At 51.2% G+C, this 26,945-nt stretch carries 23 protein-coding genes; 9 read left to right on the forward strand and 14 right to left on the reverse strand.

What is annotated here, in order from left to right:
• Positions 1-9 precede the first annotated feature (9 nt).
• Complete coding sequence (locus V8F51_RS08515) at positions 10-459, forward strand: hypothetical protein (protein WP_337099747.1); 450 nt, start codon at positions 10-12, stop codon at positions 457-459.
• A 54-nt stretch (positions 460-513) separates the two neighbouring features.
• Here the strand turns inward: V8F51_RS08515 and V8F51_RS08520 are convergent, their stop codons facing one another.
• Complete coding sequence (locus tag V8F51_RS08520; RefSeq protein WP_337099748.1) at positions 514-1,251, reverse strand: ThuA domain-containing protein; 738 nt, start codon at positions 1,249-1,251, stop codon at positions 514-516.
• Positions 1,244-2,308, reverse strand: coding sequence for a Gfo/Idh/MocA family protein (locus tag V8F51_RS08525; protein ID WP_337099749.1), 1,065 nt, complete (start codon positions 2,306-2,308; stop codon positions 1,244-1,246). The genes V8F51_RS08520 and V8F51_RS08525 overlap by 8 nt, the downstream gene beginning before the upstream one ends.
• Positions 2,309-2,423: 115 nt before the next feature.
• Between V8F51_RS08525 and V8F51_RS08530 the strand changes: the two genes are divergently transcribed.
• A complete protein-coding gene (locus tag V8F51_RS08530) occupies positions 2,424-3,362 on the forward strand; it encodes an AraC family transcriptional regulator (RefSeq protein ID WP_337099750.1) in 939 nt (312 codons plus the stop codon).
• Between the two features lie 8 nt (positions 3,363-3,370).
• Here the strand turns inward: V8F51_RS08530 and V8F51_RS08535 are convergent, their stop codons facing one another.
• Complete coding sequence (locus tag V8F51_RS08535; protein ID WP_337099751.1) at positions 3,371-4,420, reverse strand: dienelactone hydrolase family protein; 1,050 nt, start codon at positions 4,418-4,420, stop codon at positions 3,371-3,373.
• Positions 4,421-4,824: 404 nt separating this feature from the next.
• Here V8F51_RS08535 and V8F51_RS08540 point away from each other — a divergent pair, with 404 nt between their 5' ends.
• Positions 4,825-6,042 (forward strand): aspartate aminotransferase family protein, encoded by a 1,218-nt coding sequence (locus tag V8F51_RS08540; RefSeq protein ID WP_337099752.1) that lies wholly within the window; start codon positions 4,825-4,827, stop codon positions 6,040-6,042.
• A 76-nt stretch (positions 6,043-6,118) separates the two neighbouring features.
• Here the strand turns inward: V8F51_RS08540 and V8F51_RS08545 are convergent, their stop codons facing one another.
• The 3 genes from V8F51_RS08545 to V8F51_RS08555 form a co-directional block, all read right to left on the reverse strand.
• Positions 6,119-7,459: a multi antimicrobial extrusion protein MatE gene (locus V8F51_RS08545; RefSeq protein WP_337099753.1), complete on the reverse strand. Its 1,341-nt coding sequence runs from the start codon at positions 7,457-7,459 to the stop codon at positions 6,119-6,121.
• Positions 7,460-7,528: 69 nt separating this feature from the next.
• A complete protein-coding gene (locus V8F51_RS08550) occupies positions 7,529-8,161 on the reverse strand; it encodes a ThuA domain-containing protein (protein WP_337099754.1) in 633 nt (210 codons plus the stop codon).
• A 45-nt stretch (positions 8,162-8,206) separates the two neighbouring features.
• A complete protein-coding gene (locus V8F51_RS08555) occupies positions 8,207-8,941 on the reverse strand; it encodes an SDR family oxidoreductase (protein ID WP_337099755.1) in 735 nt (244 codons plus the stop codon).
• A gap of 124 nt (positions 8,942-9,065) precedes the next feature.
• On the opposite strand from V8F51_RS08555, the gene V8F51_RS08560 reads away from it, so the two are divergent.
• Together V8F51_RS08560 and V8F51_RS08565 are read left to right on the forward strand one after the other, a co-directional pair.
• Positions 9,066-9,272: a hypothetical protein gene (locus tag V8F51_RS08560; RefSeq protein WP_337099756.1), complete on the forward strand. Its 207-nt coding sequence runs from the start codon at positions 9,066-9,068 to the stop codon at positions 9,270-9,272.
• A gap of 62 nt (positions 9,273-9,334) precedes the next feature.
• Entirely contained in the window at positions 9,335-9,955 is a 621-nt protein-coding gene (locus V8F51_RS08565) for a hypothetical protein (RefSeq protein ID WP_337099757.1), read from the forward strand.
• On the opposite strand, the gene V8F51_RS08570 is transcribed toward V8F51_RS08565, so the two are convergent.
• The 4 genes from V8F51_RS08570 to V8F51_RS08585 form a co-directional block, all read right to left on the reverse strand.
• On the reverse strand, positions 9,938-11,587 hold the full coding sequence (locus V8F51_RS08570; protein WP_337099758.1) for a thiamine pyrophosphate-binding protein: 1,650 nt from the start codon (positions 11,585-11,587) through the stop codon (positions 9,938-9,940). The two genes, V8F51_RS08565 and V8F51_RS08570, sit on opposite strands and share 18 nt — an antisense overlap.
• A 4-nt stretch (positions 11,588-11,591) precedes the next feature.
• Positions 11,592-14,411, reverse strand: a complete 2,820-nt coding sequence (locus V8F51_RS08575) for an EAL domain-containing protein (protein ID WP_337099759.1) — start codon at positions 14,409-14,411, stop codon at positions 11,592-11,594.
• Between the two features lie 203 nt (positions 14,412-14,614).
• A complete protein-coding gene (uxaC, locus tag V8F51_RS08580; RefSeq protein ID WP_337099760.1) occupies positions 14,615-16,021 on the reverse strand; it encodes a glucuronate isomerase in 1,407 nt (468 codons plus the stop codon).
• An 18-nt stretch (positions 16,022-16,039) separates the two neighbouring features.
• Complete coding sequence (locus V8F51_RS08585; RefSeq protein ID WP_337099761.1) at positions 16,040-17,335, reverse strand: Gfo/Idh/MocA family protein; 1,296 nt, start codon at positions 17,333-17,335, stop codon at positions 16,040-16,042.
• Positions 17,336-17,469: 134 nt separating this feature from the next.
• Between V8F51_RS08585 and V8F51_RS08590 the strand changes: the two genes are divergently transcribed.
• From V8F51_RS08590 to V8F51_RS08605, 4 genes are all read left to right on the forward strand, one after another.
• Positions 17,470-18,333, forward strand: a complete 864-nt coding sequence (locus V8F51_RS08590; RefSeq protein WP_337099762.1) for an AraC family transcriptional regulator — start codon at positions 17,470-17,472, stop codon at positions 18,331-18,333.
• 165 nt (positions 18,334-18,498) lie between these two features.
• Complete coding sequence (locus V8F51_RS08595) at positions 18,499-19,503, forward strand: Gfo/Idh/MocA family protein (RefSeq protein WP_337099763.1); 1,005 nt, start codon at positions 18,499-18,501, stop codon at positions 19,501-19,503.
• Positions 19,504-19,561: 58 nt separating this feature from the next.
• Positions 19,562-20,485 carry an AraC family transcriptional regulator gene (locus V8F51_RS08600; RefSeq protein ID WP_337099764.1) on the forward strand — a complete coding sequence of 308 codons (924 nt, stop codon included), beginning with the start codon at positions 19,562-19,564 and terminating at the stop codon, positions 20,483-20,485.
• 25 nt (positions 20,486-20,510) lie between these two features.
• Positions 20,511-21,590: a Gfo/Idh/MocA family protein gene (locus V8F51_RS08605; RefSeq protein WP_337099765.1), complete on the forward strand. Its 1,080-nt coding sequence runs from the start codon at positions 20,511-20,513 to the stop codon at positions 21,588-21,590.
• A 490-nt stretch (positions 21,591-22,080) separates the two neighbouring features.
• Here the strand turns inward: V8F51_RS08605 and V8F51_RS08610 are convergent, their stop codons facing one another.
• From V8F51_RS08610 to V8F51_RS08625, 4 genes are all read right to left on the reverse strand, one after another.
• Complete coding sequence (locus tag V8F51_RS08610; protein ID WP_337099766.1) at positions 22,081-22,866, reverse strand: DeoR/GlpR family DNA-binding transcription regulator; 786 nt, start codon at positions 22,864-22,866, stop codon at positions 22,081-22,083.
• 104 nt (positions 22,867-22,970) lie between these two features.
• Positions 22,971-24,698, reverse strand: coding sequence for a putative 2-aminoethylphosphonate ABC transporter permease subunit (locus V8F51_RS08615; RefSeq protein ID WP_337099767.1), 1,728 nt, complete (start codon positions 24,696-24,698; stop codon positions 22,971-22,973).
• The gene (locus tag V8F51_RS08620) at positions 24,698-25,702 is read right to left on the reverse strand and encodes an ABC transporter ATP-binding protein (RefSeq protein ID WP_337099768.1); all 1,005 of its coding nucleotides are present in this window, start codon (positions 25,700-25,702) and stop codon (positions 24,698-24,700) included. Before V8F51_RS08620 ends, V8F51_RS08615 begins: the two co-directional genes overlap by 1 nt.
• Before the next feature lie 95 nt (positions 25,703-25,797).
• Positions 25,798-26,916: a putative 2-aminoethylphosphonate ABC transporter substrate-binding protein gene (locus V8F51_RS08625; RefSeq protein ID WP_337099769.1), complete on the reverse strand. Its 1,119-nt coding sequence runs from the start codon at positions 26,914-26,916 to the stop codon at positions 25,798-25,800.
• Positions 26,917-26,945 lie beyond the last annotated feature (29 nt).

Genomic DNA, 26,945 nt, shown 5'->3' on the forward strand with positions numbered 1-26,945 from the left:
ATCGACGGAGTGATCAAACCCAGCTTACGATATGCGTTGCTGCTCTTGTTTATATTGTTACTGGCTGCTTGCTCATCCAAAGGCGCACACACAGCCGATGATGTTAGTGAAGCTCTACACAAGCAAGGCCTGGAGGTCAGAGGCATTTCGCTAGACGAAGCTGAGCTATTAGCGTCAACCCCGCTCGAATTTAACGGAGTCCTCCCCAGTGCGTATGAACTAACCTTGCCGACGGCCGACATGGCCCACCGCGAGTTCACATTTGTGTATGCTTTCAAATCGGAGGAGGAGCGTATACGAATTAATAATTCCGACGGCTCTCCTAATCCCGTTACGTTAAACAATCTGCACGCCAATACAGTTCAAAAACATAATCTCATCGTCATCTATTGGTCACATAGCAATGAAGACAAGTCGCTTCTAAGGAAGCAGTTCTACACAGCTATGGATAACCTTTAGAAAAAAATAAGGCGTCCCCGTCTGAACCGGGAACGCCTTTCCTCTGAATTAACCTTAGTCCGCCTTACCGATCGGCTCGATCGGAGCGACGCGTCCATATGCGACGCTCGCGCCTTTAACTGGCGCAGCCCATCGAACGCCATTGCCGATGACCTGCTGGATTTCCGGCTGGTGATAGATCGGGAAAGTTTCATGCCCCGGGCGGAAGTAGAACAGCTTGCCCTTGCCTCTACGGTAGCAGCAGCCGCTCCGGAACACTTCTCCGCCTTCGAACCACGAGATAAACACAAGCTCGTCCGGTGCCGGAATTTCGAAGCGCTCGCCGTACATTTCTTCCTTCGGGATCTCGATATACTGATCGAGGCCTTCCGCAATCGGATGACCATGCTCGATTACCCATATCCGTTCCCTCTCCCCATCGTCGCGCCACTTCAGCGCGCCCGTTTTCGTGCCGAGCAGCGATTCGAATATTTTCGAGCCATGACCCGAATGAAGGACGATCAGCCCCATGCCGTCCAGTACTTTGTCGCGAACCTTCGCCACGATATCGTCCCTTACTTCTCCATGCGCCAGATGCCCCCACCAGATAAGTACATCCGTATTTGCCAAGACCTCGTCCGTTAAGCCATGATCGGGATCATCCAGCACGGCGGTCCGCACTTCAATACCCGCTTGCGTTTTCAAATACCCGCCAATAGCATTATGAATACCTTCAGGGTATATGCTCGCCACATGCTCGTTCACGCGCTCATGCCGATATTCGTTCCATACGGTTACTTTTATATTAGCCATGATTAGCTGCCTCCACGGGTGTGATTGATACCCATTTTTCTTCGGTGAACGATTGAATAATGCGATCGATTGTTAATTGGTTGATGAATCCGTCTTGTATGGTCGCATCTAAGCCGTCGCCTTTACCCAGCAATAAATCAAAATAGGATTGCATCTGGCCGACTCGGCAATCGTCAGGAATAACCACGGAACGGAATTGCTGCTCATCGCCAAACTTCACTTGAAGCGTATCCTCTTCTTCGAGGTTGTACAAAAGCGCGCCCTTCGTCCCGTACACTTCCACCTGCTGATAATTGCCCCGTCCGTACGCGAACCGGGAAATGCTCATCGAAGACGATGCTCCGCTTTCGAAACGAGCAAGCACATGGCAGAAATCATCGACATCAACGGCACCCTTGCCCTCCGCTCCAATCCGATTACGCTCCTTCACGATCGTGCCTGCATCGGCTATAACACGTACCGTTTCCCCGACAAGAAAACGATGGAGGTCCAGAATATGCGAGCCTAAGTCACCGAGCGCTCCCGAGCCTGACAAGTCTTTGCGGAATCGCCATACGAGCGGAATGTCTTCGTTCAGCCCCCAGCTTTGCAAGTATTGACTGTATACATGATGGACGAATCCAAGCTCGCCCTTCTCGATTAATTGCTTCGCATAGCGAACGGCTGCTTTATACCGATAAGAGAAACACACCATATGCGGCACAGGGTTGTGAATTAGAGCATCACGCAGCGTAAGCGCTTCCTGTTCATTGAGCGCGATTGGCTTCTCCAGCGCAAACGGTTTGCCAGCTTGAATACAATCGTATGCTGCATCAAAATGATTGCTGTTCGGCGTTCCGATCGTCACCGCATCCATCTCGGCATCCCGGAGCATCAGCTTATGGTCGGTATAGCGGCGCTCCTCCGGAATATTCAACTGCTCTCCCCTAGAAGCAAGCGCTTCTTCATTAACGTCGCAAATCGACCATAGCTCCGCATCCTCGCTTGCCTGTATGCCCTCGATATGAAAGTTAGCAATGCCGCCTAGTCCAATAACGCCAATCTTTAACTTCTTCACTCGTTTTCCCCCATTTCAATATCGGCTGCGAATACAACCCCAGTATAGATTGTGATAGAATGAACGGGAATGTAAGATACAGACTCTTTTTGTACAAAACCGACTTTTGAACTTTATGACGGAGGTGTGCGCTTTGCTTGCGATCAATATCGAAATCGTGCCAAGAATTCGTCTGGTAGGCTTCATATCGTATAAGAGCCCTTGGCTTCACTTCAAACGGACGACGGACGAATACGTCCTCTATTTCATCAAGAGCGGCGAACTGCATATGAAGGAGAATGGCCATTCCTTCGTGCTGCGGAAAGGCGATATATACGTGCTTGAACCAAATATGGAGCATGAAGGCACCGAACATGATCTATGCGATTATTACTATATTCACTTCGAGCATGGGGACATTAGAACGCTGCAGGTGGAAGATTTGAAGGCGCTGGCTCAATATTTTATCGCTCATCACGATCAGTCGCCGTTTCTAGAGGGGAAGCCTGTTCATCCGCTTGTGTCTGAATATGACTGCTGCTTTCCAAAAAGCCATGCGATTACGGATAAAGCAAGGTTCCGCAAGGCGCTTCTTGCTATGAACGACATGCTGCAGCTGTATAGACGCAAGCATTACAACCACAGCTTGACCGCTCTAAGGTTCACGGAGCTGCTGATCGAGCTGTCGCGGGACAACTTCATGGACGAGCTGCAAAGAAATGACCGTTACCCTGCCAAATCGATTGGCAAGGTGAACGGTCTGCTCGATTATATTCATCAGAACTACCCGCACAAAATAACGAGTCATCAAATCGAATCGGTCTTCGAGGGCAACTATGATTATTTGAATCGGTGCTTCAAAGCGATGACGGGGCAAACGATTACCCAATACGTCAATCAAGTACGAATCAAGCATGCGAAGGAGCTCATCGAGACAACCGACCTTACTTTTGGCGAGATCGGCTATTTAACTGGTTTGAACGATCCCTATTACTTCAGCAAAGTGTTCAAGAAACATGTCGGTATGCCCCCGAATCAGTATGCAAAGCGGATCATGGAAGAGAAGAAGACCTAGCAGCTTTATTAGGAGAGTGTGTCCTTCAGCCAGTCGTATGCAAACCTTCCGCTTATTTCGTGAACGCCCGGGAATACGTCTTGCGCCAGCTTGTCTGCCGCGCCCTCCCTATCGTAGATTTCCTCGATTCGGGCGGCTGCTTTATGGAATCCGGCAACAGGGAAGATCGGATCCTTCTCTCCCGATTCCAGAAACAACGGACGCGGCGCAATTAAGCCGATCAGTTCCGGCAGCTCCCCATGCTCAAGCAGACCGGGCGTGTAGTTGTCGATGCAATGATGCACAGCGAAGATACTGTCTTTAATCGTATTCGTGAAGCCTGTCAGCACAGCAGCGCTGATCCTCTCTTCCAAAGCAGCACACACATATGCGATTAGACCGCCTCCCGAGAAGCCCATGACGCCAACCCGAGCTTCATCCACTTCTCGGCGCGAGGCTAGATAACGAAATGCTTGAAGCGCTTCTGCGACCCGCAGTCCGGTAAGCGTCTTGCCGAGCATCATGAGCTGCGTAGACAGACGATAGCAGGAGCTCGGAGCATCCGGATTCGCTGCCAAATCGGCAAGCAGCCTGCGTTCGCCGAAGCCGATCACGTCAGGTGCAATAACGATCATTCCTCGCTTAACAAGCTGAACCGCGAAGTGCTGGTGTATGCCGGGTATGCCTTCATCCGGCGTTCCATCCATCATCAGGCCGACGATCTCGCGGCTGCCGTAACCATGGCCATGCAGCGCCAGGACGCCGGGCAGAGGACCTCTCGCCTCCTTCGGAATGAGGACATACGCGGCATAGGAGACGCCGGGCGTCGCCGACAGCTCCACTCGCTCGCGAATATAACCGTCGCATTCGACGCGCTCCAGCAGACGCGGCTCATGCTCCTCATTACGCTCGAATTCGCCGATTGTCTTACGAAGCGACTGCTTCAGTTTCTCTTTTCGCTGCAGCCAAGTCTCCCCGGCAGCTTGCTCCTGATGCCTGCTCACCGCTTCCTCATACAGCCGATCAAGCAGCGTATCCCCGCTCCACTTACTCATCTCTCGTTCATCCTCCCTGCTCAATTATCGTTATATTGATCATAACATGATAGCGCTGTCATAAATAGCGACTGAGAGGCAATCCCTCCCCGTCCAGTCCGAAGATCGCTGCCTGATGCCTACCCCGTCTATCTAGCTCACATCCGCCCGAATGGACTCATTTAGCCTGTATCAGTTCCATTCAAACTTACATTTTGGACTATTTCGTCTCATTTGAATGGATGAAATCCAATCTACTTACTTAATAAATTCGGATTGATTACACATGTAGCTGCGACACTGCTAGAGGGGACCGGGCGAGGGGCGGGGTGTTAGACACAGGCCTATTTTTAACCTACGCTCGTTAAAAATTACTTAACGGACTATTGCATATAAATACATCGTACTGTATATTTATACAATATTCTGAATAAGCGGGTGATCCATTTATGATTCAAACAGAAACAGCTGCAACAACGCAAACAAACGGCTTGCTGGCCGAAGCCGATAAATCGATACTTTTTACGACCAAACGTCCTTCTATTGTAATGGAACGCGGAGAAGGCATGTATATGTGGGATACAGAGGGCAAGCGTTACCTTGATTTTATTGCAGGTTGGGCCGTTAATGCGCTTGGCCACTCGCCGGCGGTGCTTCGGGAGGCGCTTGCCGAGCAGTCGGCAACGCTTGTGCATGCAAGCCCTGCTTACTACAACAAGCCGATGATTCAATTCGCTGAGCTGCTAACGCATATTAGCGGCATGGATAAAGCGTTCTTCGCGAGCAGCGGGTCTGAGGCGAACGAAAGCGCCATTAAACTGGCAAGAAAGCATGGCGCTATTAAGATGAACGGCGCTTATGAGATTATTACCGTTACGAACGGCTTCCATGGTCGTACGCTTGCCATGATGTCGGCGACTGGCAAGCCGGAATGGGAGACGTTATTCGCTCCGAAGGTAGATGGGTTCAAACATGTGCCAATCAACGATTTGGATGCCTGCTTCGCCGCAGTCAATAACCATACATGCGCGATTATGCTCGAGCTTATTCAAGGCGAAGGCGGCGTTAACGTCGTCGATGAGGCTTACTTGTATGGACTGCGCAAAATCTGCGATATGTATGGCATGCCGCTTATCATCGACGAGATACAGACCGGACTCGGCAGAACCGGCAAGCTGTTCGCCTTTGAGCATTACGGAATTAAGCCCGATATTTTGACGCTGGGCAAAGCGATCGGCGGAGGCTTCCCGTTGTCGGCGATGCTGACTACCGACAAATACGATATTTTCGAGCAAGGCAATCAAGGCGGCACCTACACCGGAGCGCCGTTATCGATGGCTGCGGGATACGCGGTCGTAAAGGAAATTGTCGAGAACAACCTGTCTCGCAATGCCGAGCTGCAGGGGCAGTACTTGAAGGGTAAACTAAGCGGCCTATCGCGTGACCTTCCGATCTCGAACATTCGCGGCAAAGGGCTATTGCTCGCCTTCGACGTCCCGGAAGGACTGGGACCGAAGCTTGCGGCTGCTTGCCAAGATGCAGGCTTGCTCATCAATGCGCCGAAGCCATCTGCCATCCGGCTGATGCCGGCGCTCATTGTGTCGCATGAGCACAGCGATCTTATGATCGATATTTTGCGCCGCGAAATGAGCAACCTCCTCGCATAACCCGGCCACATAATAAAGGGGCGTCGATCATCAGATCGACGCCCCTTTATTATGTGCTAAATGACATAGCGACCTATCAGACTGCCGCTCTTGCTGCAGCAGGAACGGGTTCATCCGGTTTAATAAATCGCAGCGCCAAAGCAACGAATATGAGCTCCGCCATCATGCCGAGCGACTGCGCCCAAGCTCCGATTGACCCGTTCCATTCGGGAGCAAGCCAGGTACAAACGATAAGCGTGATAAATGTAAAAGTTAGATTCGAGATTTGGGAGCCGATAATAAGCTTCGTCTGCCTGCGTACGAATACGAGTCCATTCAGGACATCAAGCCAAGGCATCACGAGCGCGAAGAGCACGAAGCTTTGCAATACCCGAATGCTTTCTGCCTGCAATCGGCCGTGTACGCCTATAACATGCTCCAGTAAAAAAACGCCTATATCCGTAAAGGCTATGAGCCCCATTAACAGTGCGGGAACGAAACCTAGCATTAACGTAAATCGACGGACCGCACCAGGATCGATAGGATAGAAATTGATTACGATTTGATGAAAATAGCTAAAAAAGCTGCTGAGCAGCATAACCAGACTGGCTGCGATCGCAAAGGAAGAGATGGCCAGCTCGGCATTCCACGTTTTGCCCAGCATCGCATTAATAGCCGGACCGATCCATACCGAAATAAGGGAAGAGAACAATAACGGCCGGTAAAAGGAGAAGACATGACCTTTGGTCTTAGTGGTATGATCCTCCAGCTTGTCCGGCATTTTGCGTACGAGCAAACGCCCCTCCATGAAGCTGACCGCCGCTTCGATCATCATGCCGAATAAGAAGATGTACGCTCCGACAACGCCGCTGTGCACCCCGGTATGGATAAAATACAGCGAGAGCATATACATGCCGGCAAGTCGGACTGCCATTCCGATCGTCAGCCACTTCGTGCGCAAATTATAAATGATAACGCCTTGGTAAAAACAACGAATCCCCGAAAATATACTTACGAACATAAGCACTTGATAGACCTGAAGAACATCGTCCACACTGTCCTCGCCGACTCCGAATACGTCTTTAAATATGAATGTCCCGAGCGGTGTATAGCTGATCAACAGCCCCATTACCATAATGCTGGCAAACACAAGCTGTGCAACGGTAAGCGTCGACGTATAGGAGCGTTTATCCCGAACCAGCGTAGAGCAGGTCTGACGTAGCAGAACGGCCGGCCTTTCTGTAATTGCAAGCAGGCTCATCGCGACCGCATAGCTGGCGATTATCCGCTCGGGGTCAGCAGCTCTGCTTAATGTACTATTAATAATAACGTGCGAAATGGTGACCAAACTTGCCGAAATGCCTAATGGCAGAAAAAAAGACCATAATTTCATCATGCTTATGGCTTGCTGCTTCGGCTGTAACATAGGCTCGCTCATATGCAGGCTCCTTCTTGCTGTTGGTCTGTTATCGTCTCTGCTCAACGACTAGGTGCTTGCCGTTTCCCGCTAACGAGCCGCCCACTTCGCCGCGCTCGCAATGAGGCCGCGATATGCAGGTATAGCGAACGACGGCGCATGATGGCCCGGCATCAAATAGGCAACGCGGCCAAGTCCGTGCTTATGCGCCCATGCCGCCGGATACAATTCGCCGTCCATCTCATAGGTCATGAGCAGCTCTGTCTCAATGAAAGAATCCATCTCGAACAAATACGGCTCTTCATCCATCTCGAACGGCTCCGCTCCAGTCCATATTTCATGACTGTTGTCCGTGTAGCGGAACTTCAGCCGCTGATATTCCGGATGCCCGAGAAACTTAGCGCCTATCAACTGGCGCAGCTCATGCCGATTCTGTACCGATATGCCGTTATGAATGACGAGCAAGCCGCCTCCTTGCGCCACGAAAGCGACAAGTCCGGCAACTTGCGCATCGGTCAGCTTCTCCTCCCAGCAATCGGCATACAAGACGCATAGATCGTATTCGCCAATTGAAGCAGAGTAAAATCGGTCATAGTCATCGCTTGCTTCCAGGACGAAGCGATCGCCCAGAATCGCCTGCAGCTCCTTCTCTATCGCATGAAGCGGATGATACGGCGCGCGCTCATTGTCGCCGAACACCATTGCTCGAATCCTATCACTCATTACTAATCCCCTTTCTATTCCTACCAATCTCGTTCCTATTATAAACTACCAGTTCATAGCCGTGCCGTTATAATCGACATATTCGCATTCCGCCTGCGACTGAGGCTGCGCCAGCTTCTCTTCGACGACGCGTGTAATCGAAGCAGCGGATTGCTCTGGTGTCAGCTCGGCATTTGCGTCCAGCTTGCCCTGCATATACGTCTGTACCCAGCCCGGATGCATGGCGAGTACGCGGCCGCCAAGCGGTTTGAAGCCGTTATGCACGAGCTTCGACTGCATATTAAGCGCCGCCTTGGACATGCAATACGCATACCAGCTATCGCGATGGCAGTTGCTTATGCTGCCCGCTTCGGACGATATGTTCACGATCATCTTCGTCTCGCCTCTCAGCAGAAGCGGCATGAAGGACTGACTCATCCGCAAGCTTCCGAGCGTATTGACGTTGAACACGTCTATCATCTCCGCGTAGTTCAACTCATCGGTAATTTTCGCCTGAATATCGCCCAGAATCGCCGCATTGTTGAACAGCAGGTCCAACTGACCTGCGCGGTCTGCCACATAGCTAACCGCCTGGGCAACACTTTCATCACGCGACACATCAAGCTGCACAATTTGAAGCTGCTCGCCGTACTGCTGCTGCAGCTCAGACAGCCCTTGCGTCCCCTCCGCGTATTGGCCGGCGAATACCGTATAACCTTTGCCGAGCCATACCGATGCCAGCGCCAGTCCGACACCGCGATCCGCTCCTGATACAAATACTGTTTTTGTTGTTTTCGTCATATCGAATACCCCCTCTGGTTGAATGACTGGGACGAAGCTTTGTTGAAAGGTCGAATGTTGGATAAGCCGCCCCGCATACGCTTATATGATTGATTAGAGCCCGATTGCCGGAGGTCGTATCACGTTGAAAAAGCGAACCCTACCCACGAAAGAATTTACCGTCTACGTCGTTCCCGCCTGGAAATGGAGAGAATTTATCGCCTTCGAGCTGATCGGCGGATTCGCCTTTTATTTAGTATGCAAAAAAACGGCAAACTCCGAGCTGTTCGGAATAGCCGCTAACATTGCCGGTCCTCAAATGCTCCGGTATATGACGAGCTTGTACCGGTAATCTTTCTCTATGAGACATCACTGCCATCCCTTATAATATGACATAGATGGGAGGCATGCACAATGATGACGAAGTCGGAACAAATGGACAAGCTGCTTGAGACCTATGGATCTGGTGCTAGCGGCGCAGACATTATCGCGGTTGTAAGGCAAGTGTTTGCCATACAGCTAGAATGGATGCCCGTACTTGCTGCTGACACTGACACTGAAACTAGCACCTATGAAGGCTCAGCTAACGCCGCTTTTGAAGCGTATATCGAAAGCCACGACCGAAAGACGGCTTCCGGCGTGGACATTCGCCAGTGGATTAATCAACTTTTTGGAATAAATCTGGATGCATTATCTGCGCTGGAGGGTAAACAAATTTCGATGTTTTCGAAAGGTCGGTGGATGATCCAAAGTAGCGACGATCTGTTCGCCGTACATACTGGACCTCATGATGTGGACGTTCAAATCTCTGCGACAGTCCGCTACGTCGAGCTTACCGGTTCTTCTGAGCCGCCGCAGGCCTTGATAACAGATCTATCCCGGCTGGGCTACGAGTATGATTCACAGTCATTCTGCTTCCGCTATGCCGATCCTGCGGGCAAAGCTGTTCCCGACTCGTTCAAGGGACACACGATTAAGGCGCTTTTGGACGCGATACGCGAGTTCAACCGACGAGTGTTATTTGCCGAAGGATGATAGAAACTTGACGCGGTCGCCCATTGGCGGCGTGCCGTTATCCTTTAACGCTACTTCCAATATAGCCGGTCCGTTCGAGTTTAGAAGCCGGTTCACGGCATCTTGGTCCAGATCGTTCATATCGTTAATGCGGTAGCTCGGAATTTGCATCGCCGCACCCATCCGGGATATATCAATCGGCTCCTGCTCGAAGGATGGGTGCGTTCGCTTGAACTGCAGCGAATGTCCATGATAGACCATGCCGAGACGGGCGTTGTTCATGACGATGAACAAGATAGGCAAGCCAAGCTCCTTGGCCGTCAATATTTCCATGCCGTGCATGAAGAAACAGCCATCCCCCGTTATGCAAGCGACGGGCCGCCCGGGCTCGGCCAACTTGGAGCCGATCGCCGCTCCGATCCCGCTTCCCATTGCGCCGAAGTGGACATTGATATCGAACGAATCCTCCTCCAGCACCTTCATATGGTGAATGACATAAGACATGAACTCGCCAATATCTACCGTATACCTCATATCAGCCGGCAGGCTGCTCTGAATATGGCGCAGCACATTTTGTGTATTGTATGCCTCGTCAGCAGCAACCGGCGTCTCCTGCTTAACCGCCTTGTGTTCGCCGCTAGCGCTAACCCCAGACAATCCGAGCGATTTCAACTCATCGATTAACATGAGCAAGCTTAAGCGGATATCACCCAACACGGGAATATCGATCGCGTATTTCCGATTGAACACCGTCTGGTCGAAGTCGAGCTGAATCGTGAACCGGCCTTTCGTCAAGCTTGCGTTATAATTGTTCGTAGCGGTCTCGCCCAAGCTCGAGCCGACGATGAGCAGTGCGCCGCCTGCTCCTTCGGTAACTAGATTCGAGGCCGTCTCATGACCGGCAAAACCGAATATGCCACAGTAGAGCGGATGCCGCTCCGTTATATAGCCCTTCGCCTGCGGCGTCGTCATAATCGGCCAGTTCAGCATTTCTGCCAGCTCGATCAGCAAATCCACGGAACCGCGGACGCCTTGTCCGACCAGTATGCAGCCGTCCTTCGTATTCAGCAGCGCTCCGGCAGTCTTCTCGATGACGTCCAATTTCGGAACCATCGGTCTCCTAGGAGGAAGGAGGGGAATGTCGGGCTCTCCCACCCTCGCATGCTGAACGTCAATCGGTATCGCGACATGAACCGGCCCCGGCACCCCTGATATCGCGATTTGGCACGCTTTAACCACTTCCGAGAGCAGCTCGCTCGCTTCCTTGACGATAACGCTGTGCTTCGTCACGGTACGAAATATCGGAGCTGCATCCAACTCCTGCGAGGCGTTCAGGCCCATCGTGCTCACGGGAACTGCACCGGTAATGAACAACACCGGCAAATGCTCGCGCATCGCGCTGGCAGCACCGGTAATGAGGTTCGTCCCGCCCGGACCGCTGCAGCCGATGCTCACGCTAAGACCGCCGGAATACTTCGCGTAGGAAGCCGCCATATACGATGCGGCTCCTTCATGCTTCGTGACGACCGGTTCGATTTCCGGCATTTCGTAAAGCTCGTCGAAGAAGGCGTTAACCGACCCCGCCGGGATACCAAAAATATGTTTCACACCGTTTGCCTTCAATAACTCTAATACTGCTCTTGCCGCTCTCATACCACTACCTCCACTTATCTCTATCGTATTCATTCGCGAGAAAATTGTCGGTGATTGCCTTAGCTGTCATTGGTTTACTGAAGTAATAGCCTTGCATTAAGTAGCAATCACGGTCGCTCAAAAAGCGAACATGCTCCTTCGTTTCGACGCCTTCCGCAATAACGCTCAAGTTCAAGTTCCGCGCCAGCGTAATAATCGTATTCGTAATGGCTGCATGATCGTCATCGCTTGTAATGTCCTGCAAGAACGATTTGTCGATTTTTAACGTGTCGATCGGAAGACTGGACAGATAGCCTAACGACGAATATCCCGTTCCAAAATCGTCAATCGCGATTTTCACTCCTATCCCTTTCAAAGCCTTCATCGTTTTCAACGTTACTTCTTTGTTTTTGATAATTGAATTTTCTGTAAGTTCTAGCTGCAAATTGTCAGGGTCTATCCCCACCTCTTGCAGCACTGACTGGACCGCAACAAACAAATTGTTTTGCTCGAACTGGCGCGCCGACAAATTAATCGACATGCTGTATAACGGATAGCCTAGCTGCTGCCACTCTTTTAATTGTCGGCATGCCGTTCGCAGCACCCATTCGCCGATTGGGACGATAAGAGCCGTTTCCTCGGCGATCGGAATGAACTGATCCGGCGATACAAGCCCGCTCATAGGATGATTCCAACGCAGCAGCGCCTCAACGCCGACAATTCGGCCGGTCAAGTAATTGATTTGCGGCTGGTAATACAGCTCGAGTTCTTGTTGATCGAGCGCCTTATACAGATCGTTCTCGAGCTTAATGATTTCGAACGTTCTCGTATCCATGCCGTTTCGGAAGAAATGATAGCTGTTGCCGGTTATTTCTTTTGATTTGTACATGGCGGTATCCGCGTTTTTGATCAACGTTTCGGTCGTGTCGCCGTGATCGGGATACATACTGATGCCCATGCTCACCTTCATATAAATTTCGTGGCCCATCAGCTCGAACGGATCGGCGAAGCAGTCCACGACTAACCGGACAACCTCGATGACCTCGTCTTCGCATTCGATATGCGGCAGCAATATCGTGAATTCGTCTCCGCCCTGACGCGATATGGTTGCTTCCTTCGGAACGGAGCGGATCAATCGGCCGGCAACATCCCGCAGCAGAAGATCGCCGTAGCTATGGCCTAGAGAGTCGTTAATGAACTTGAAGCGGTCCATGTCCAAATAAAGGACCGCGAGCTTTCCGCCGTTCTTCTGCGCATGAACCAGCCCGTCATTGAGCTTGTCAATCAGCAGCAGACGGTTAGGCAAATCGGTTAAGCTGTCGAAGTAGGCCCGACGCCTAATCTCCTCCTCCATCTGCTTCCTTTGCGTAATGTCCTTGAAGGTGACCACTTCGCCGACAATTTCGTCATTTTCCTTAATAGGCGATATGACGTTTTCGACTGGAAAGCTGGAACCGTCCTTCCGATAAAACAGCTCATTCTCATAGTAATGGTCCCATTTGTTGTCGGACTCCTGCTTTTGGCCGAAGGACTCTTGCTCCGGTTGCTTTCCTTTGAAAATAATCCGCGACGGCTCGCCGATCATTTCGGCGGAAGAGCTATAGCCTAACATGGAGACGCCAGCCGGATTGCAGAACGTAATGCTGCGGTCGAGGTCTAGACCGAAAATGCCTTCGCCAGCCGAATTAAGAATAAGCTCCTTCTCCCTGCTAAGCTGCTGCAATTCGCTAACGAGGCGTTCAAGCTCGTTATTTTTGACCGTGATTTCCGAGGTCCGTTCTTTGATGATCGTTTCTTGCTTCTCCATATAGAGCAAGTTCGACAGCGTCGACGCCGTGGCGTCCACGATCGATTGCGCAAGCTGCAGCGTAGCCTCGGAATAGAGAAGCGCTCCCTCTTCGAGCTTAACGACCGCGATGGAGCCGAGAGCGCCGCCCATCGATACGAGCGGGAGCATCAGCATTCCGGTAATCCCGAAATTGCGGCATACTTCATGATTCGGACGACTGTCCTTATACACGTTCGGTATGAGCACGGCCTTCTTCGTTCGAATAACCTCTTGCACGACCTCATCATTGCTTTCGTCGATTATTATTTTGCTATGAGTGCGCATCCAGTCTTCTTCCGTCCAGTCGCTGTCCTTGCTGAGCTTCGCCGGCTTAATTTTGCTTTCCGTAATTGGATCAAGCAAATGTACGCCGATATTATCGTTCTCCAGCACCTTGCCGAGGTAGAAGAAGCAGCTGTCCAGACTCTCCTGCAATGTGGAGCACAGCGACAGGTCGCGGATGACGTCGAGCAGCAGTTGCTTCTCAGCGATCAAATTTTCTTTGTGCGCCAGGTTTTTCGCGTTTTGGATCGACACGGCCGCCATATTTACATAAGCTTCTACCGTCTGTATTTCCGACTCAGTCAAGTTCATTGGAATGCCGTAATCGAACAGAAATACAAGCCCGAACAACTCCTGCTCGAATGAGATTGGAAGCACGAGCAGTGATTTGATATGAAAGCCTTGCACGGCTCTCGGATCAGGCCGCGAATCTTGAGACGTATCCGGAATATAGATCGTTTTCTTCGTTTCGATTACTTCTTTTGCAAGCAAGTCCATCTCGGTGTCGATGACGTGCATATCGAGCGTCCAGCCGTTAATGACCTCCGGCTTGCCCACATAGCCTCTGAATGTACCGTCCTCTTGAGGTAAATAAATGCCTACAGAATTGCAACTCACGATTTCTTCGGATATGGCCGTCGTTACATGCTCGAGCACGTCTCGCAGTTCAAGCTTTGTATTAATTAATTTCGTGAGATTCGCCAGACGTGAATATCTCATCTGTTCCTTTAACATGACAATATCACCATTCCTTTAGTAAGTTGCCCGGCCGTTCTTGCTGTTCAAATGATTCGAACCTGCGTTTACCATTAAGTATAATTAATCTACAAAATTCTACACAAATCCTTTAAATCCTTTATCCAAATTGTCATTTCCAATAAAAAATACCCGAATACACTTTTTAGTGTATTCGGGCCTCTATTTCGATCCTCTTTCGTTTAAAATCCGAAATATTGCTTCGCATTGCGGTACGAAATATTTTGCACCATATCGCCGAGCAATTCCAGATCGTCAGGCGCCTCGCCGTTCTCGACCCATTCGCCGAGCAGGTTGCATAGAATCCGGCGGAAATACTCATGGCGCGTATAGGACAGGAAGCTGCGCGAATCCGTCAGCATGCCGACGAAGCGGCTGAGCAAACCAAGGTTAGCCAGCGCGTTCATCTGATCAAGCATGCCGTTTTTCGTATCGTTGAACCACCATGCTGAGCCAAGCTGAATCTTGCCAGGTACGCCGCCGCCTTGATAGCAGCCGATCAGAGCGCCAAGCACGTCGTTGTCGTTCGCGTTAAGCGAATAGACGATCGTATTCGGCAGCAGGTCGTCCGAATCAAGCGCATCGAGGAGACGGGACAGCGGGTAAGCCACCGAGCTGTCGTTAATGGAATCAAATCCCGTATCCGGTCCGAGCTTGCCGAACATGCGCGCGTTGTTGTTGCGCGCAGCGTTAATATGAAGCTGCATCGCCCAGCCGCGCTGCGCATATTGACGGCCAAGGAACAACAGCGTGAACGTCTTGTACTTCTTCTCGTCCTCCAGGCTTACCTTCTCGCCTTGCAGCGCGCGCGCGAATATAGCCGCAGCTTCTTCCTTCGTCGTCTCTGCGAACGCCACATAGTCCAGCGCGTGATCGGATACTTTGCATCCGACCTCGTCGAAGAACTTTACGCGATCCGCGAGCGCGTCAAGCAGCGCATCATAGCTGTCGACCTGGCGGGCGGATACTTCCGCAAGCTGCTTGATCCACGGCAGGTAAGTCGCGCGGTTAATTTCAAGCGCCTTATCCGGACGGAATGACGGCAGCACCTGCACGTCGAAATCTTCCAAACCTTTTATTGCGATATGGTATTCCAGCGAATCGACAGGATCATCCGTCGTACAAATAACCTCGACGTTCGACATCTTGATTAAATCGCGAGCTTTGAAGCTGCCCGTTGCAAGCTTCGCATTAACCTTCTCCCAAATCTCAGGAGCATTCTTCTCGTTAATAAGGTCTTGCACGTCGAAAAACCGACGCAGTTCAAGATGCGACCAATGATACAGCGGGTTTCCGATCGTCTGCGGAACTGTTTTCGCCCAAGCAGCGAACCGCTCGTAATCGGTAGCGCCCTCGCCGCCGGTTACGAGTCTTTCCTCCGCGCCGTTCGCACGCATGGCACGCCACTTGTAATGATCGCCGTATAGCCAAGCTTCCGTAATGTTCACGAAGCTCGTATTTTCATAAATTTGTTGCGGGCTTAGATGACAGTGATAATCGATAATTGGCATTTGTTTCGCATAATCGTGATAAAGCGTAACGGCCGTCTCGTTCGATAACAAGAAGTTGTCGTCCATAAAAGGCTTCATTTCAGCTTTCCCCCATAATCACTTTTTGTAAAAATGAACCAAATCGTCGATCTGTACTGCCTGCCCCGTCTGAATAGAGCGGTTAGCTGCGATTCCCGTCAGTATCGATCTTGCACCGTCAATATGATTGGCAGCGCGATTCCACTTATCCTCCACCGGCGTACCGAACAGATCGTTCAGCAGCACTGGATCGCCGCCGCCATGACCGCCAACGCCCTCTTCAACGTCAACCTCGTAAGGCGCTCCGAACATCGGGAACACCGTGATCGCCTTGTCTTTAAGCGCGCCCTCCTGCGACTTCTCACCGCCCGAGTTCACGTAAGACTGCTCGACGATATTCATCTCGATGCGGCCTTTCGTACCGTTGAATGCGATCCGGTAGCCTTCCCATGGCAAGTAAGCGTTTAAGGAATACGTCATTATCGCGTTGTTCTTATAGCGGACAAGCACGCCCATTGTATCTTCGATATTGATGCCGTCTCCGAACACGCTTTGATCGCGCCGGTAGCCGTCCTCGTGCTCCGCGTCCAGGTACATCGATTTCAAATGATCATTTTTATCCAAGTGTAGCGCAAATGGATCGTCTTCGGCAATCGGATTGCCCGTCGCGCGCTCATAAAACTTCGTTTCGCCGCGTTGCTCCGCATTCTCGCGTCCGTAGAACAACAGGTCGCCGAAAGCGAATACCGATTCCGGCTGCGAATCGATCCAGAAGTTAACGAGGTCAAAGTGATGCGTCGACTTATGGACGAGCAAGCCGCCGCTGTTCCCCTTATTGCGATGCCATCTGCGGAAGTAGTCCGCGCCATGCTGTGTGTTAAGCAGCCATTCGAAGTGGACGGACGTTACTTTGCCAATTGCGCCGCTGGCAATCAGTTCTCTCGCCTTCGTATGATGCGGCGCATATCGATAGTTGAACGTGACGCGCACATTACCGCCCGTGCGTTCTACCGCATCGAGTATTTCCTGGCATTTCTTCTCGTCTACCGTCATCGGCTTCTCGGTTACGACATCGCAGCCAAGCTCCAGGGCGCGAATGATATACGTATGATGCGTACGGTCCATGCTTGTTACGATTACGGCATCGGGCTTCTCGATTTCGATCATGCGATCGAACTCATTCGACTTATATGTGTTAACGGCGTTGTAGCCATACTTTTCGGTCAAAATGCGGTTCGCGTAATTCATGCGGGTCTGGTTAATATCACAAAATGCGGTTAGCTCCGACGTTTCCTTGAAATCGGTTGCAAGGGCACCGTAAAAAAATTCAGCCCTGCCGCCGCTGCCTACCAATACGTAACGTTTCTTTGTCATTTGATTCGTCCTCCTCAATTTATCATGGTTTTATTTTAGCGCATAAGAGTAGTATAATTCTCTTCATATTCTGCTTAATTTCAATGGAATACCGCATATCTTGCGCTAAACATACCTATTGGAGGCTGAAGATCATGCCCACAGAGCAAGAACCGTTCAGTTACAGCTTCGGCGACACGCCGGAGCTTTACGTCGAATATATGAAGCGATCGGAAGCGTTCACGATGAGCGTCGACCATTATCACGCCTATTACGAAATCTATTACATGCTGTCGGGAAAACGGCTGTACTTTATTCGCGATCGTTCATACGCCGTCGAGCAAGGCGATCTCGTGTTCATACCGAAGCATGAGCTCCACAAAACGATGCATGCCGGAGAAGCCGCACACGAGCGTGTCATTATTCACTTTGACGACGACACGGTTGAGAAATGGTCTTCGGAGCACGTCGGCTATTTGCTTAGCTCTTTCCGGCAAGACAGCCCCATCATTCGCCTGCCGTTGTCCGAACAAAATCGCGCCTTGCAGCTCATTCGCCAACTGCTCTCGGAAATAGAGAATAAACCTACGGGCTACGAGCTTATCCCCGGACCGGCTATTGTCGAACTGCTTCTTATCGCTGCACGCTATGTGGAAAAGCATGATTTTGCGCCGTTGCAGCACGAAACTCCGATGCATGCGAAGATAACCGAGGTCGTGCGTCATATTAACGCCAGCTACGCTGAGCCGCTTCGCCTTGGAGACCTATCGGAGCGTTTCTTCATAAGTTCTTATTATCTCAGCCGCATGTTTAAGGAAATTACCGGTTTTGCCTTTTCCGACTACGTCGTTCTGACCCGTATTAAGGAGGCGCAGCGCCTGCTTCGCGATTCAGAGAGCTCAATCTCGGAGATCGCAGTTGCCGTCGGCTTCGAGAACTTTTCCCACTTTGGCAAAATGTTCAAGAAGATCGCCCGGCAGTCGCCTCGCGACTATCGCAAGCAGTATGGCAAGAGTTGATCAGCTTCCACGATCTCGATTCTCGAAGTGTCGTAATATTGAAGACAAAAGGTCATAAAATTGCACTAATAATAAGAAAATAAATATGTTACATTTACTTTGTTGTCATAAATTTATATATTCAAGCTATACAATCAACTACTGAACTAATGGAGAGGTGAATGTATGATTCGCATAGGTAAAATTAGCTATTGGCATGTGCATGCATGGGATTACACGAAGCAAGCTCAGGCTCATCCGGGCACAGTAATTGCGGCCGTATGGGACGAGATTCCTGAACGCGGACGGGAAGCTGCCGAGAAACAAGGCGTTCCATTCTATGAGAATTTGGATGACATGTTAGCAAGTGAAGACATTGACGCCGTTATCGTCGATGCGCCAACCTCGATGCATGCCGAAGTGATCGTGAAGGCGGCACGCGCAGGCAAACATATTTTCACAGAGAAAGTAATCGCGCCGACTTTAAAGGAAACAAATGTTATACTTAACGAAGTAGCAAGCAACAAAGTGAAACTTACCGTATCGCTGCCTCGTCTAAATGATAGTTATACGCTCGCGATTCGCGATATTTTGGAGAAGAATCTGCTCGGTAAGCTAACGCTTGTGCGAACACGGTTGTCCCATAACGGCGCGATCGCGGACTGGCTGCCTAGCCACTTCTACAACTTGGAGCAATGCGCCGGCGGCGCGCTCATCGATCTTGGCTGTCATCCGATGTACCTCGCTAGATTGTTCCTGGGCGAGATGCCTTCCGAAGTATCCGCCACGTTCAGTTATTTAACTGGCAAAGATGTCGAGGACAACGCGGTATCCGTGCTGTCTACCCCTTCGGGAGCTATCGGTATTGCGGAGGCTGGCTTCGTGAATAGCCACTCGCCGTTCACGATTGAAGTCCACGGCACGGAAGGAACGCTGTTGTATGGTACACCGGACGGCGAACTATTGCTACGCACGAATGGCGCAAACGGCGAATATGCCGACAAGTGGACGAAGATTCCGTTGCCTAGCAAACGTGAAAGCGCATTCGACCAATGGGTCGGCCACATCAACAACGACACGCAGGCAGTTGAGAACATTTCCTTGGCAACTGACCTTACGAAGCTGATGGAAGCTTCGAACCGGTCTGCTCAGGAGAGAAGAGCGATCTCGATCAGCGAGCTTAGCGAGTAGACGGGCACCTTGAACTGCAGAGGAGGAGATGGTTTTGCCGAGCTTCCCATACGAAATGATGAGAGAACGCGAGGATGCGCTGGAACGATTGGAGCTGCACATCAGATGGGGACGTTATGATATCCATGTGCTGCGATTCCATCTCACCCACTTTCCATCCGGCAGAGTCATCGGCTTTCATAAGCATGCGGAGTTCGAATTCCATTTCATTCCTCAAGGCAGAGGCAAGGTCATCATCGTCGATCAAGAGTACCCGTTGAAGTCCGGATTATTGTACTTAACAGGGCCCGAGGTCATGCACTATCAGGAAGCGGATACGGCTGAGGCTATGGACGAGCTTTGCCTTCATGTCGATATTATTGATCGCAGTTTGGAGCAGAACGAACTTCCCGATGTATACGATGACTGGGAGGATGCGGAAGCCCATGCCTGCGTCGAGAAGCTGAAGGCGCTGCCTGCTTTTCCGACGTCCGATCTTCACGAGGCGATGCCGTGTTTCCTTGATGCATACCGAGCTTATAAGGACAACTATACGGGCAGCTATACCACCATTAAGCAAAATGTGATTCAAATTCTGCTGCGTGCTGTCCGCGCATACGAAACGGCTGGCGAGCAGAAGCAATTTCCGACGCGCGACATGAAGGCGTATCGGTATCGGCTCGCAATGGAATACATCCAAGCCAACTATGCAGGGCCGATTACACTGGAGGATGTTGCCGACAAGCTGAATCTCGGCGTAAGGCAAATTCAGCGGTTGTTCAAGGAGCTTCATAACGGGCAATCCTTCAGCCGCATACTCGAAGATATTCGGCTTGCGGCCGTCTGCCGGGAGCTTGTAGCAAGCGAGTTATCCGTAGAGCAAATCGCGAAGAACGCCGGCTTTGCCGCCGGCAACTATTTGCACACCGTCTTTCGCAAGCGTTACGGAATGACCCCTTCCGACTATCGGAAAATGGAACGTCAGACCGTGACTACGTTATAGACTTAATCTGAGGAGGCTGTTTATTATGTCACGTACTTATCGTATTGCAATTATAGGCTGCGGCGGTATCGCCAACGGCAAGCATATGCCGGCACTGAGCAAGCTGAAAAACATTGAAATGGTCGCATTCTGCGATATCGTGGAAGAGCGCGCTGTGGAAGCGTCCCAAAAGTACGGCGCTGAAGGCGCACGCGTATACACGAACTATAAAGAATTGCTAACCGATGCTTCGATTGACATCGTTCATGTATGTACGCCGAACGATTCGCATGCTGAAATTGCGATTGACGCGCTCGAAGCAGGCAAACATGTTATGAGCGAGAAGCCGATGGCGAAGACGGCTCATGACGCTCAGCGTATGGTTGATGCAGCGAAACGCACAGGCAAAAAATTGACTGTCGGCTACAACAACCGTTTCCGCGCTGACAGCCAACACTTGAAGAAAATTTGCGAGGAAGGCGAGCTTGGCGAAATTTACTTCGCGAAGGCGCACGCGATTCGTCGCCGTGCCGTACCGACTTGGGGCGTATTCCTCGACGAAGAGAAACAAGGCGGCGGCCCGCTTATCGATATCGGTACGCATGCGCTTGACCTTACGCTGTGGATGATGAACAACTACAAGCCGAAAGTCGTACTCGGCACTTCGTACCACAAGCTGTCGCAACGCGAGAACGCGGCTAATGCATGGGGACCATGGGACCCTGCCAAGTTCACGGTTGAAGATTCCGCATTCGGCATGATCGTTATGGAGAACGGCGCTACGATCTCGCTCGAATCAAGCTGGGCTCTCAATACGCTTGAAGTCGACGAAGCGAAATGTACGCTGTCCGGTACAGAAGGCGGAGCCGACATGAAAGACGGCCTTCGTATCAACGGCGAGAAGCACAGCCGCCTGTACACTACGGAGATTGACTTGAAAGCCGGCGGCGTTGCGTTCTACGACGGCGCTACCGAAAGAGACATCGATCTCGAGATGAGAATGTGGATCAAAGCAATCGACGAGGACAAAGATCCAGTCGTAACGCCTGAGCAAGCATTCGTCGTATCCCAAATTCTCGAAGCTATCTACGAATCGGCCAAAACCGGCAAAGCGGTTTACCTATAAGAACAAAACGGCTTTCGCTACGCACGAACCGTTAGCTGCGTCTATGCGCAGCTCGGTTCTGTGCCGTCCTTTGGCGGCGTGCCCAGTATAAAAGCGAATTTTATACTTTCCTATATTTAGAAAATAAACAAGCTCCCTCAACATTCGTTGTGGGAGCTTGTTTATTCAGAGCTGAAACCATTGATTCCGCGGGGAACTTTTACAACGTTAGGCGCCGCATCAATTGGCCGGACGCGAACTGAGCCGGCCTCCTCCGAGCTATGTTGGATATTAGCATTAACTTTATACCGATGTTGGCCCTTTGCATGGCTTTGATGGATATCTGCATTAACTTTCGGCAAAATCCACGCCAATTGCCCATTTCAGACAAAGTTCGTGCAGTAATCCAATATAGCTTTTTTCTTCTTCCAAAAGTGACGCTCTATGTTGCAGAAATCCATCATCGCCCCGCTAGGTCTGAATGAGACCTAACGGGCTTCCTTCTGCTGTTCTACTCGGCAACAATCCATTCAACTCCGCGCTCGTCCAGCGTCTCCCGCCAGTCCTTCGGCATTGCCGTGTTGCAGATGACGATATCGATGTCTCGCCACTCGGCGATCCGGTACATTTGGGTTAAGCCGATCTTGGAGCTGTCGGTCATGATGATCGTTTGTTTCGAGTTCTCGATGACTTTGCTTGCCAGCTGGCCTCGTTCCGCGTCGAATGCCGTAATGCCTTTGTTCAGCACGATGCCGTCAATCGAGATAAACGCCTTATCCGCATGGAACAAGCCGGCGATCTTCTCGGCAATCGAGCCTGTGACGCGGGAATGCGTCGCATTCACTTTGCCGCCAATCAAATAGATCTCGCCCGAGAATAGCTCCTTGTTCTTGTATTCGATCAACAAATGAAGCGCTGGTATGGACATCGTTAGCACTGTCAAATTGTGCTTGTTCATCAGAAAATGGATCATCTGCTGCGGCGTCGTCCCGTCGTCGATGAAGATGACGTCATTGTCTTCGACGAGCGTTGCCGCTGCTTTGCCGATCAAGCGTTTCTCCTCGGCATGCAGCACTTCCCGCTTTAGATAGGAAGGCTCTTCCCCGCTCAGGTTGATTTTGACCGCGCCTCCGTATACCCGTTTCAGCCGGTTCTCGTCCTCCAGCTCCTCTAGGTATCGCCGGATCGTTTCGGAAGATACGTTAAGCTTTTTTACCAAATCGAACGTTTTGACCTGGCCTTCCGAATTCAATTTCTCGAGAATAATCGATTTGCGCTCTTCTCCTACCAACGACAATGAATGAGTCCCCTTCCGTCTACTAGCCTATTGTTTTCATTATAACGTTCGGTACTGTTCCATGCTATCCCGCAGTTGCGATTTTCCGAACCTTTACATAACGGCTAAGAACGGGACGCATACCATGCTTGCGTTTTTTTGCGTACGCCCATCACGAGCAGCTCGTAAAGCGAACGGACGGCCAGATTCACGGCGACGACCAGTACCGACATGGCGGCAGCGGCCGCTACATCTCCCGCATCGTCCATGTTCACGATGGACACCGCGGCAGGTTTCAGATCCGGCGCGTAGAGAAATACGACCGCAGATATCGTAACCATGGCGTTAACGAAAAAGTACATCGCGATCTCAAGGATGGCCGGCAGCGACATCGGTACGGTCACGCGAATAAAAGTCCGATAAAACGGCACGCTCATCGACTCCGATACGGCTTCGATCTCTTTGTCGAGCTTCTTAAGCGATGCCGTCGCCGTAATGAATGGCACCGAATAGAAATGAACGACGTTGACAAGCACAAGAATCGCAATCGTGGCGTACATGAAGCCAAGCGGATTACTAGGCTCGTTGAAGAAGAAAATGTACGCCAGCCCCAGCGCCATGCCCGGCAGCGCCATCGGCAGCACGGATAGGAAGTAGCCGAATTGGCGCAGTCGCCCGAAATCGCGAGACTTCTCGATCAAGTACGCGAATACGAACGTTGCGATCGTACCGACGACAGCGGTCAGCGCCGCGACCTTTAAGCTTACTATGAAAGGTCCCATGCCCCCGGCTGCAACCTTGGAGAAATTGTAATGACTTAAGCTTAAGCTAAGGTTATACGGCCATGTCTTAACGAGCGATGCGAATACGATCGTAAACAGCGGAATGAGAATGCAAGCGGCTACAATCGTGCTGAACGCCAAGAAGATAATATCGCGGCCTTTGTTTTCCTTGATCTGATACGCTGTCGACTTCGCCGTGAGCGTCATCTTCTGCTTCCGTTCGACGAACCGGTCCACCGCGAATGCGATAACGGCCGGTATCGTCAGCAGAATGCCGACCGTCGCGCCCATCGGCATGTTCTGCTGCCCGATGACCTGCTTGTATATGTCGGTCGCCAGCACCGAAAATTGCCCGCCAATTGATTGCGGCGCACCGAAATCGATGAAGCTCGCCGTAAAGCAGACGAAGGCCGCGCTGATTAGACCGTATTTGACGGTCGGCACCGTGACGCTGCAAAATGTCCGCCATTTGCTTGCGCCAAGCGACTCGGACGCCTCATACAGACGATAATCGGTGATCGACAGCGCCGTGAGGAAAATCATATAGGCCTGCGGGAATGTATAGATGACCTCGGAAATGATGATGCCGATCGGCCCGTAAATTTCAATATGAACGCCGAACGGCAATAGGCCGAAAAATCCGTTCGTAACGATGCCTTGATTGCCGAACAAATAGGTCAGCGACAGCGCGTGCATCATCGTTGGAGCGAATAGAGGCAGCAGTGCGATCGACTTGAACATCCGCTTGCCTGACATGGACGTGCGGACGATTCCGTATGCGTAAAGGAATGCCAACACGACAGAAATGACTGTCGTCATTCCCGAGACGAATAACGTATTGGTCAATGAGCGCAGCATCGAAGCCGTCGTGAAATACGTTAGAAAATTGTCGAGTCCAATGAAGGCGCCGTCGTTATTTTGAAACGCCTTAACGAACAGAAACAATAGCGGGACTAGCAAAACGAGCAGCAGTACCGCAATCATGAGCACGGTCAGCGTCCTGATTACCAGATCCGCCGCCGTCAATCGTTGCTGAATGGAGCGGAAGGCCGAGCGGATAACGGCAGCCATCAAACCACCGCTTCCTTATGGAACGTAAGCAGCTTATCGGCGGCCAAATGGAGCGAAACGGCGCTGTTTTTGGCTAACTGCAGCTGATGGGACAGCTGGGCCGATACGTCCACGGTTATCATTTGGGTCTCCCCCGCCTTCGTCTCCGTAAGCAGCGACAAGCGGTAGAAGGCGCCCCTGAATTCAATGTTATGGATAATAGCCGGCATGCCTTGGCCCGAAGGAGAGATGCTGACATGCTCGGGGCGAACCGCCATGCAGCTGCGCGGATCTGGATCATTCAGGAAGTTAATTGCGCCGACGAAGTCGGCTACGAAAGGACTATTCGGTTGCTCGTATATTTCATTTGGCGTCCCGACCTGTACAATTTCAGCACGGTTCATAACGACGATGCGGTCGGACATCGTCAGTGCCTCTTCTTGGTCATGCGTAACCATGATCGTCGTAATGCCCAGCTTTTCCTGAAGCTCGCGCAATTCGCGGCGCAGCCTCGTTCGCACCTTGGCATCGAGCGCCGAGAGCGGCTCGTCAAGCAATAGAAAGTCCGGCTCGAGCACGATCGCTCTGGCTAATGCCACGCGCTGCTGTTGTCCGCCGGATAAGTGCGACGGATAACGATCCGCCACATGGGCAAGGTCAACCTGAACGATGGCGGCTTCTACCTTTTCTTTCATTTCGCTTCGGCTGTATCCTTTGCCCTTGAGGCCGTAAGCGATATTTTGTTTGGCAGTCATATTCGGAAATAGGGCGTAGGATTGGAACACCATACCGAAGTTGCGTTTGGCTGGCGGCAGCTTCGTAATGTCTTTGCCTCCGACATGTACGCTCCCCGTCGTCGGCTGCTCGAGACCGGCAATAATTCGGAGCAGTGTCGTCTTCCCGCAACCGCTGGGACCGAGCAGGCAAACGAACTCATTCTTGTGGATGTCAACAGACACGTTGTGAAGTGCAGTGAATGATCCGAATGTCTTGGTAACGCCTTGGATTGACAGATAAGGTTGCACGTCGTTTCCCTCCGATAAGCATTAATCTTACGGATGCCGCATCGCGAATACTTGGATTCGCGATACGGTTATCCGCTCATGCGAGTTTCTGATAATTAGGATTTGGGTTCGCTTTTGCTGTCGTAACGCTTGGACCATTCGGCCAGGATGCCTTCGCGGTTTTTCGCGGAAGCGTTCAAGTCGTTTTTGATCAATTGGGACATTGGATCTTTCGTATAGCCTTTAGGCAGTTCCGTATTTTCCGTTTTAATTGCGATGATGGCATAGTTTTTGTTGTATTCTTTCATGACCTCGTCTGTGATAGCCCAATCGAGGAAGTCTTTGGCGATTTGCTTGATCGTGCCTTTCTTCATAAGTGCATTCGCCTCTACGTCGTAGCCGGAGCCTTCAGTAGGGAATACGACGTCGACCGGCGCACCGTTCTCAGCTTCTTGAATACCGCGGTAGCCGAACGAAATGCCGATTGGATATTCGCCTGTTCCCGCCAGCTTAGCCGGCTTCGAACCGGAATGCACATACATAGCGATATTTTCGTTCAGCTTGTCCATGTAGGACCATGCTTCGTCTTCACCAAGCAACTGAATCAATCCCGATACAGTCAAATAGCCTGTTCCCGACGAAGCCGGATTCGGCATCGTGATGAGACCTTTGTACTCCGGTTTAATCAAGTCTTGATACGTTTGCGGAACGGGAATTCCGGCTTTCTCCAGCTCGACCGTATTAGCGACAAATGCTGTCTCCCATGCGTCGATGCCTACCCATTTGGCCGGCTCGTTCGCATCCTTGAAGAGCGGGTCGATCCGCTCGATGCCTACCGGCGAGTAGCCTTCAAGCATGCCGTTCTGATCAAGGACAAGCAAGCTCGTTGCCGCTAAGCCCCATACGACATCCGCTTGCGGGTTATCTTTCTCGGCGAGCAGCTTCGCTGTAATGACGCCTGTCGAATCGCGTACGATATTGAGCTTCACGTCCGGATATTTCGCTTTATACGTAACCAAGTACTCCTGAATGATATCGTCTTCCAGCGCCGTGTAGACCGTCAGTTCTTTGGATTCCGTATCTAAGCCGCCTTCAGTTCCCGTCGTATTACCCGTGTTTGCTTTATTGCCCCCGTTGTTGCTTCCCGTTCCGCCTCCGCAGCCCGTCAGCAAGATTGCCATCACAAGCGCCAAGCTCAGAATCGTCATGCCCATTTTTTTCGATGTTGCTTTCATTTTCTCTCCTCCTGATTTCTGTACGTTTA

Origin of the sequence: Paenibacillus sp. YIM B09110 (assembly GCF_037167145.1) — a bacterium.
Classification (GTDB): domain Bacteria; phylum Bacillota; class Bacilli; order Paenibacillales; family Paenibacillaceae; genus Pristimantibacillus.

Bases quoted from the DNA above. Each gene is read 5' to 3' on its own strand.
- V8F51_RS08550 (WP_337099754.1), bottom strand. From the start codon at position 8,161: ATGAGTGATAGGATTCGAGCAATGGTGTTCGGCGACAATGAGCGCGCG.
- V8F51_RS08565 (WP_337099757.1), top strand. From the start codon at position 9,335: ATGATGACGAAGTCGGAACAAATGGACAAGCTGCTTGAGACCTATGGA.
- V8F51_RS08555 (WP_337099755.1), bottom strand. From the start codon at position 8,941: ATGACGAAAACAACAAAAACAGTATTTGTATCAGGAGCGGATCGCGGT.
- V8F51_RS08575 (WP_337099759.1), bottom strand. From the start codon at position 14,411: ATGTTAAAGGAACAGATGAGATATTCACGTCTGGCGAATCTCACGAAA.
- uxaC (WP_337099760.1), bottom strand. From the start codon at position 16,021: ATGAAGCCTTTTATGGACGACAACTTCTTGTTATCGAACGAGACGGCC.
- V8F51_RS08605 (WP_337099765.1), top strand. From the start codon at position 20,511: ATGTCACGTACTTATCGTATTGCAATTATAGGCTGCGGCGGTATCGCC.
- V8F51_RS08520 (WP_337099748.1), bottom strand. From the start codon at position 1,251: ATGGCTAATATAAAAGTAACCGTATGGAACGAATATCGGCATGAGCGC.
- V8F51_RS08625 (WP_337099769.1), bottom strand. From the start codon at position 26,916: ATGAAAGCAACATCGAAAAAAATGGGCATGACGATTCTGAGCTTGGCG.
- V8F51_RS08540 (WP_337099752.1), top strand. From the start codon at position 4,825: ATGATTCAAACAGAAACAGCTGCAACAACGCAAACAAACGGCTTGCTG.
- V8F51_RS08585 (WP_337099761.1), bottom strand. From the start codon at position 17,335: ATGACAAAGAAACGTTACGTATTGGTAGGCAGCGGCGGCAGGGCTGAA.
- V8F51_RS08615 (WP_337099767.1), bottom strand. From the start codon at position 24,698: ATGGCTGCCGTTATCCGCTCGGCCTTCCGCTCCATTCAGCAACGATTG.
- V8F51_RS08600 (WP_337099764.1), top strand. From the start codon at position 19,562: ATGAGAGAACGCGAGGATGCGCTGGAACGATTGGAGCTGCACATCAGA.
- V8F51_RS08595 (WP_337099763.1), top strand. From the start codon at position 18,499: ATGATTCGCATAGGTAAAATTAGCTATTGGCATGTGCATGCATGGGAT.
- V8F51_RS08570 (WP_337099758.1), bottom strand. From the start codon at position 11,587: ATGAGAGCGGCAAGAGCAGTATTAGAGTTATTGAAGGCAAACGGTGTG.
- V8F51_RS08545 (WP_337099753.1), bottom strand. From the start codon at position 7,459: ATGAGCGAGCCTATGTTACAGCCGAAGCAGCAAGCCATAAGCATGATG.
- V8F51_RS08590 (WP_337099762.1), top strand. From the start codon at position 17,470: ATGCCCACAGAGCAAGAACCGTTCAGTTACAGCTTCGGCGACACGCCG.
- V8F51_RS08530 (WP_337099750.1), top strand. From the start codon at position 2,424: ATGACGGAGGTGTGCGCTTTGCTTGCGATCAATATCGAAATCGTGCCA.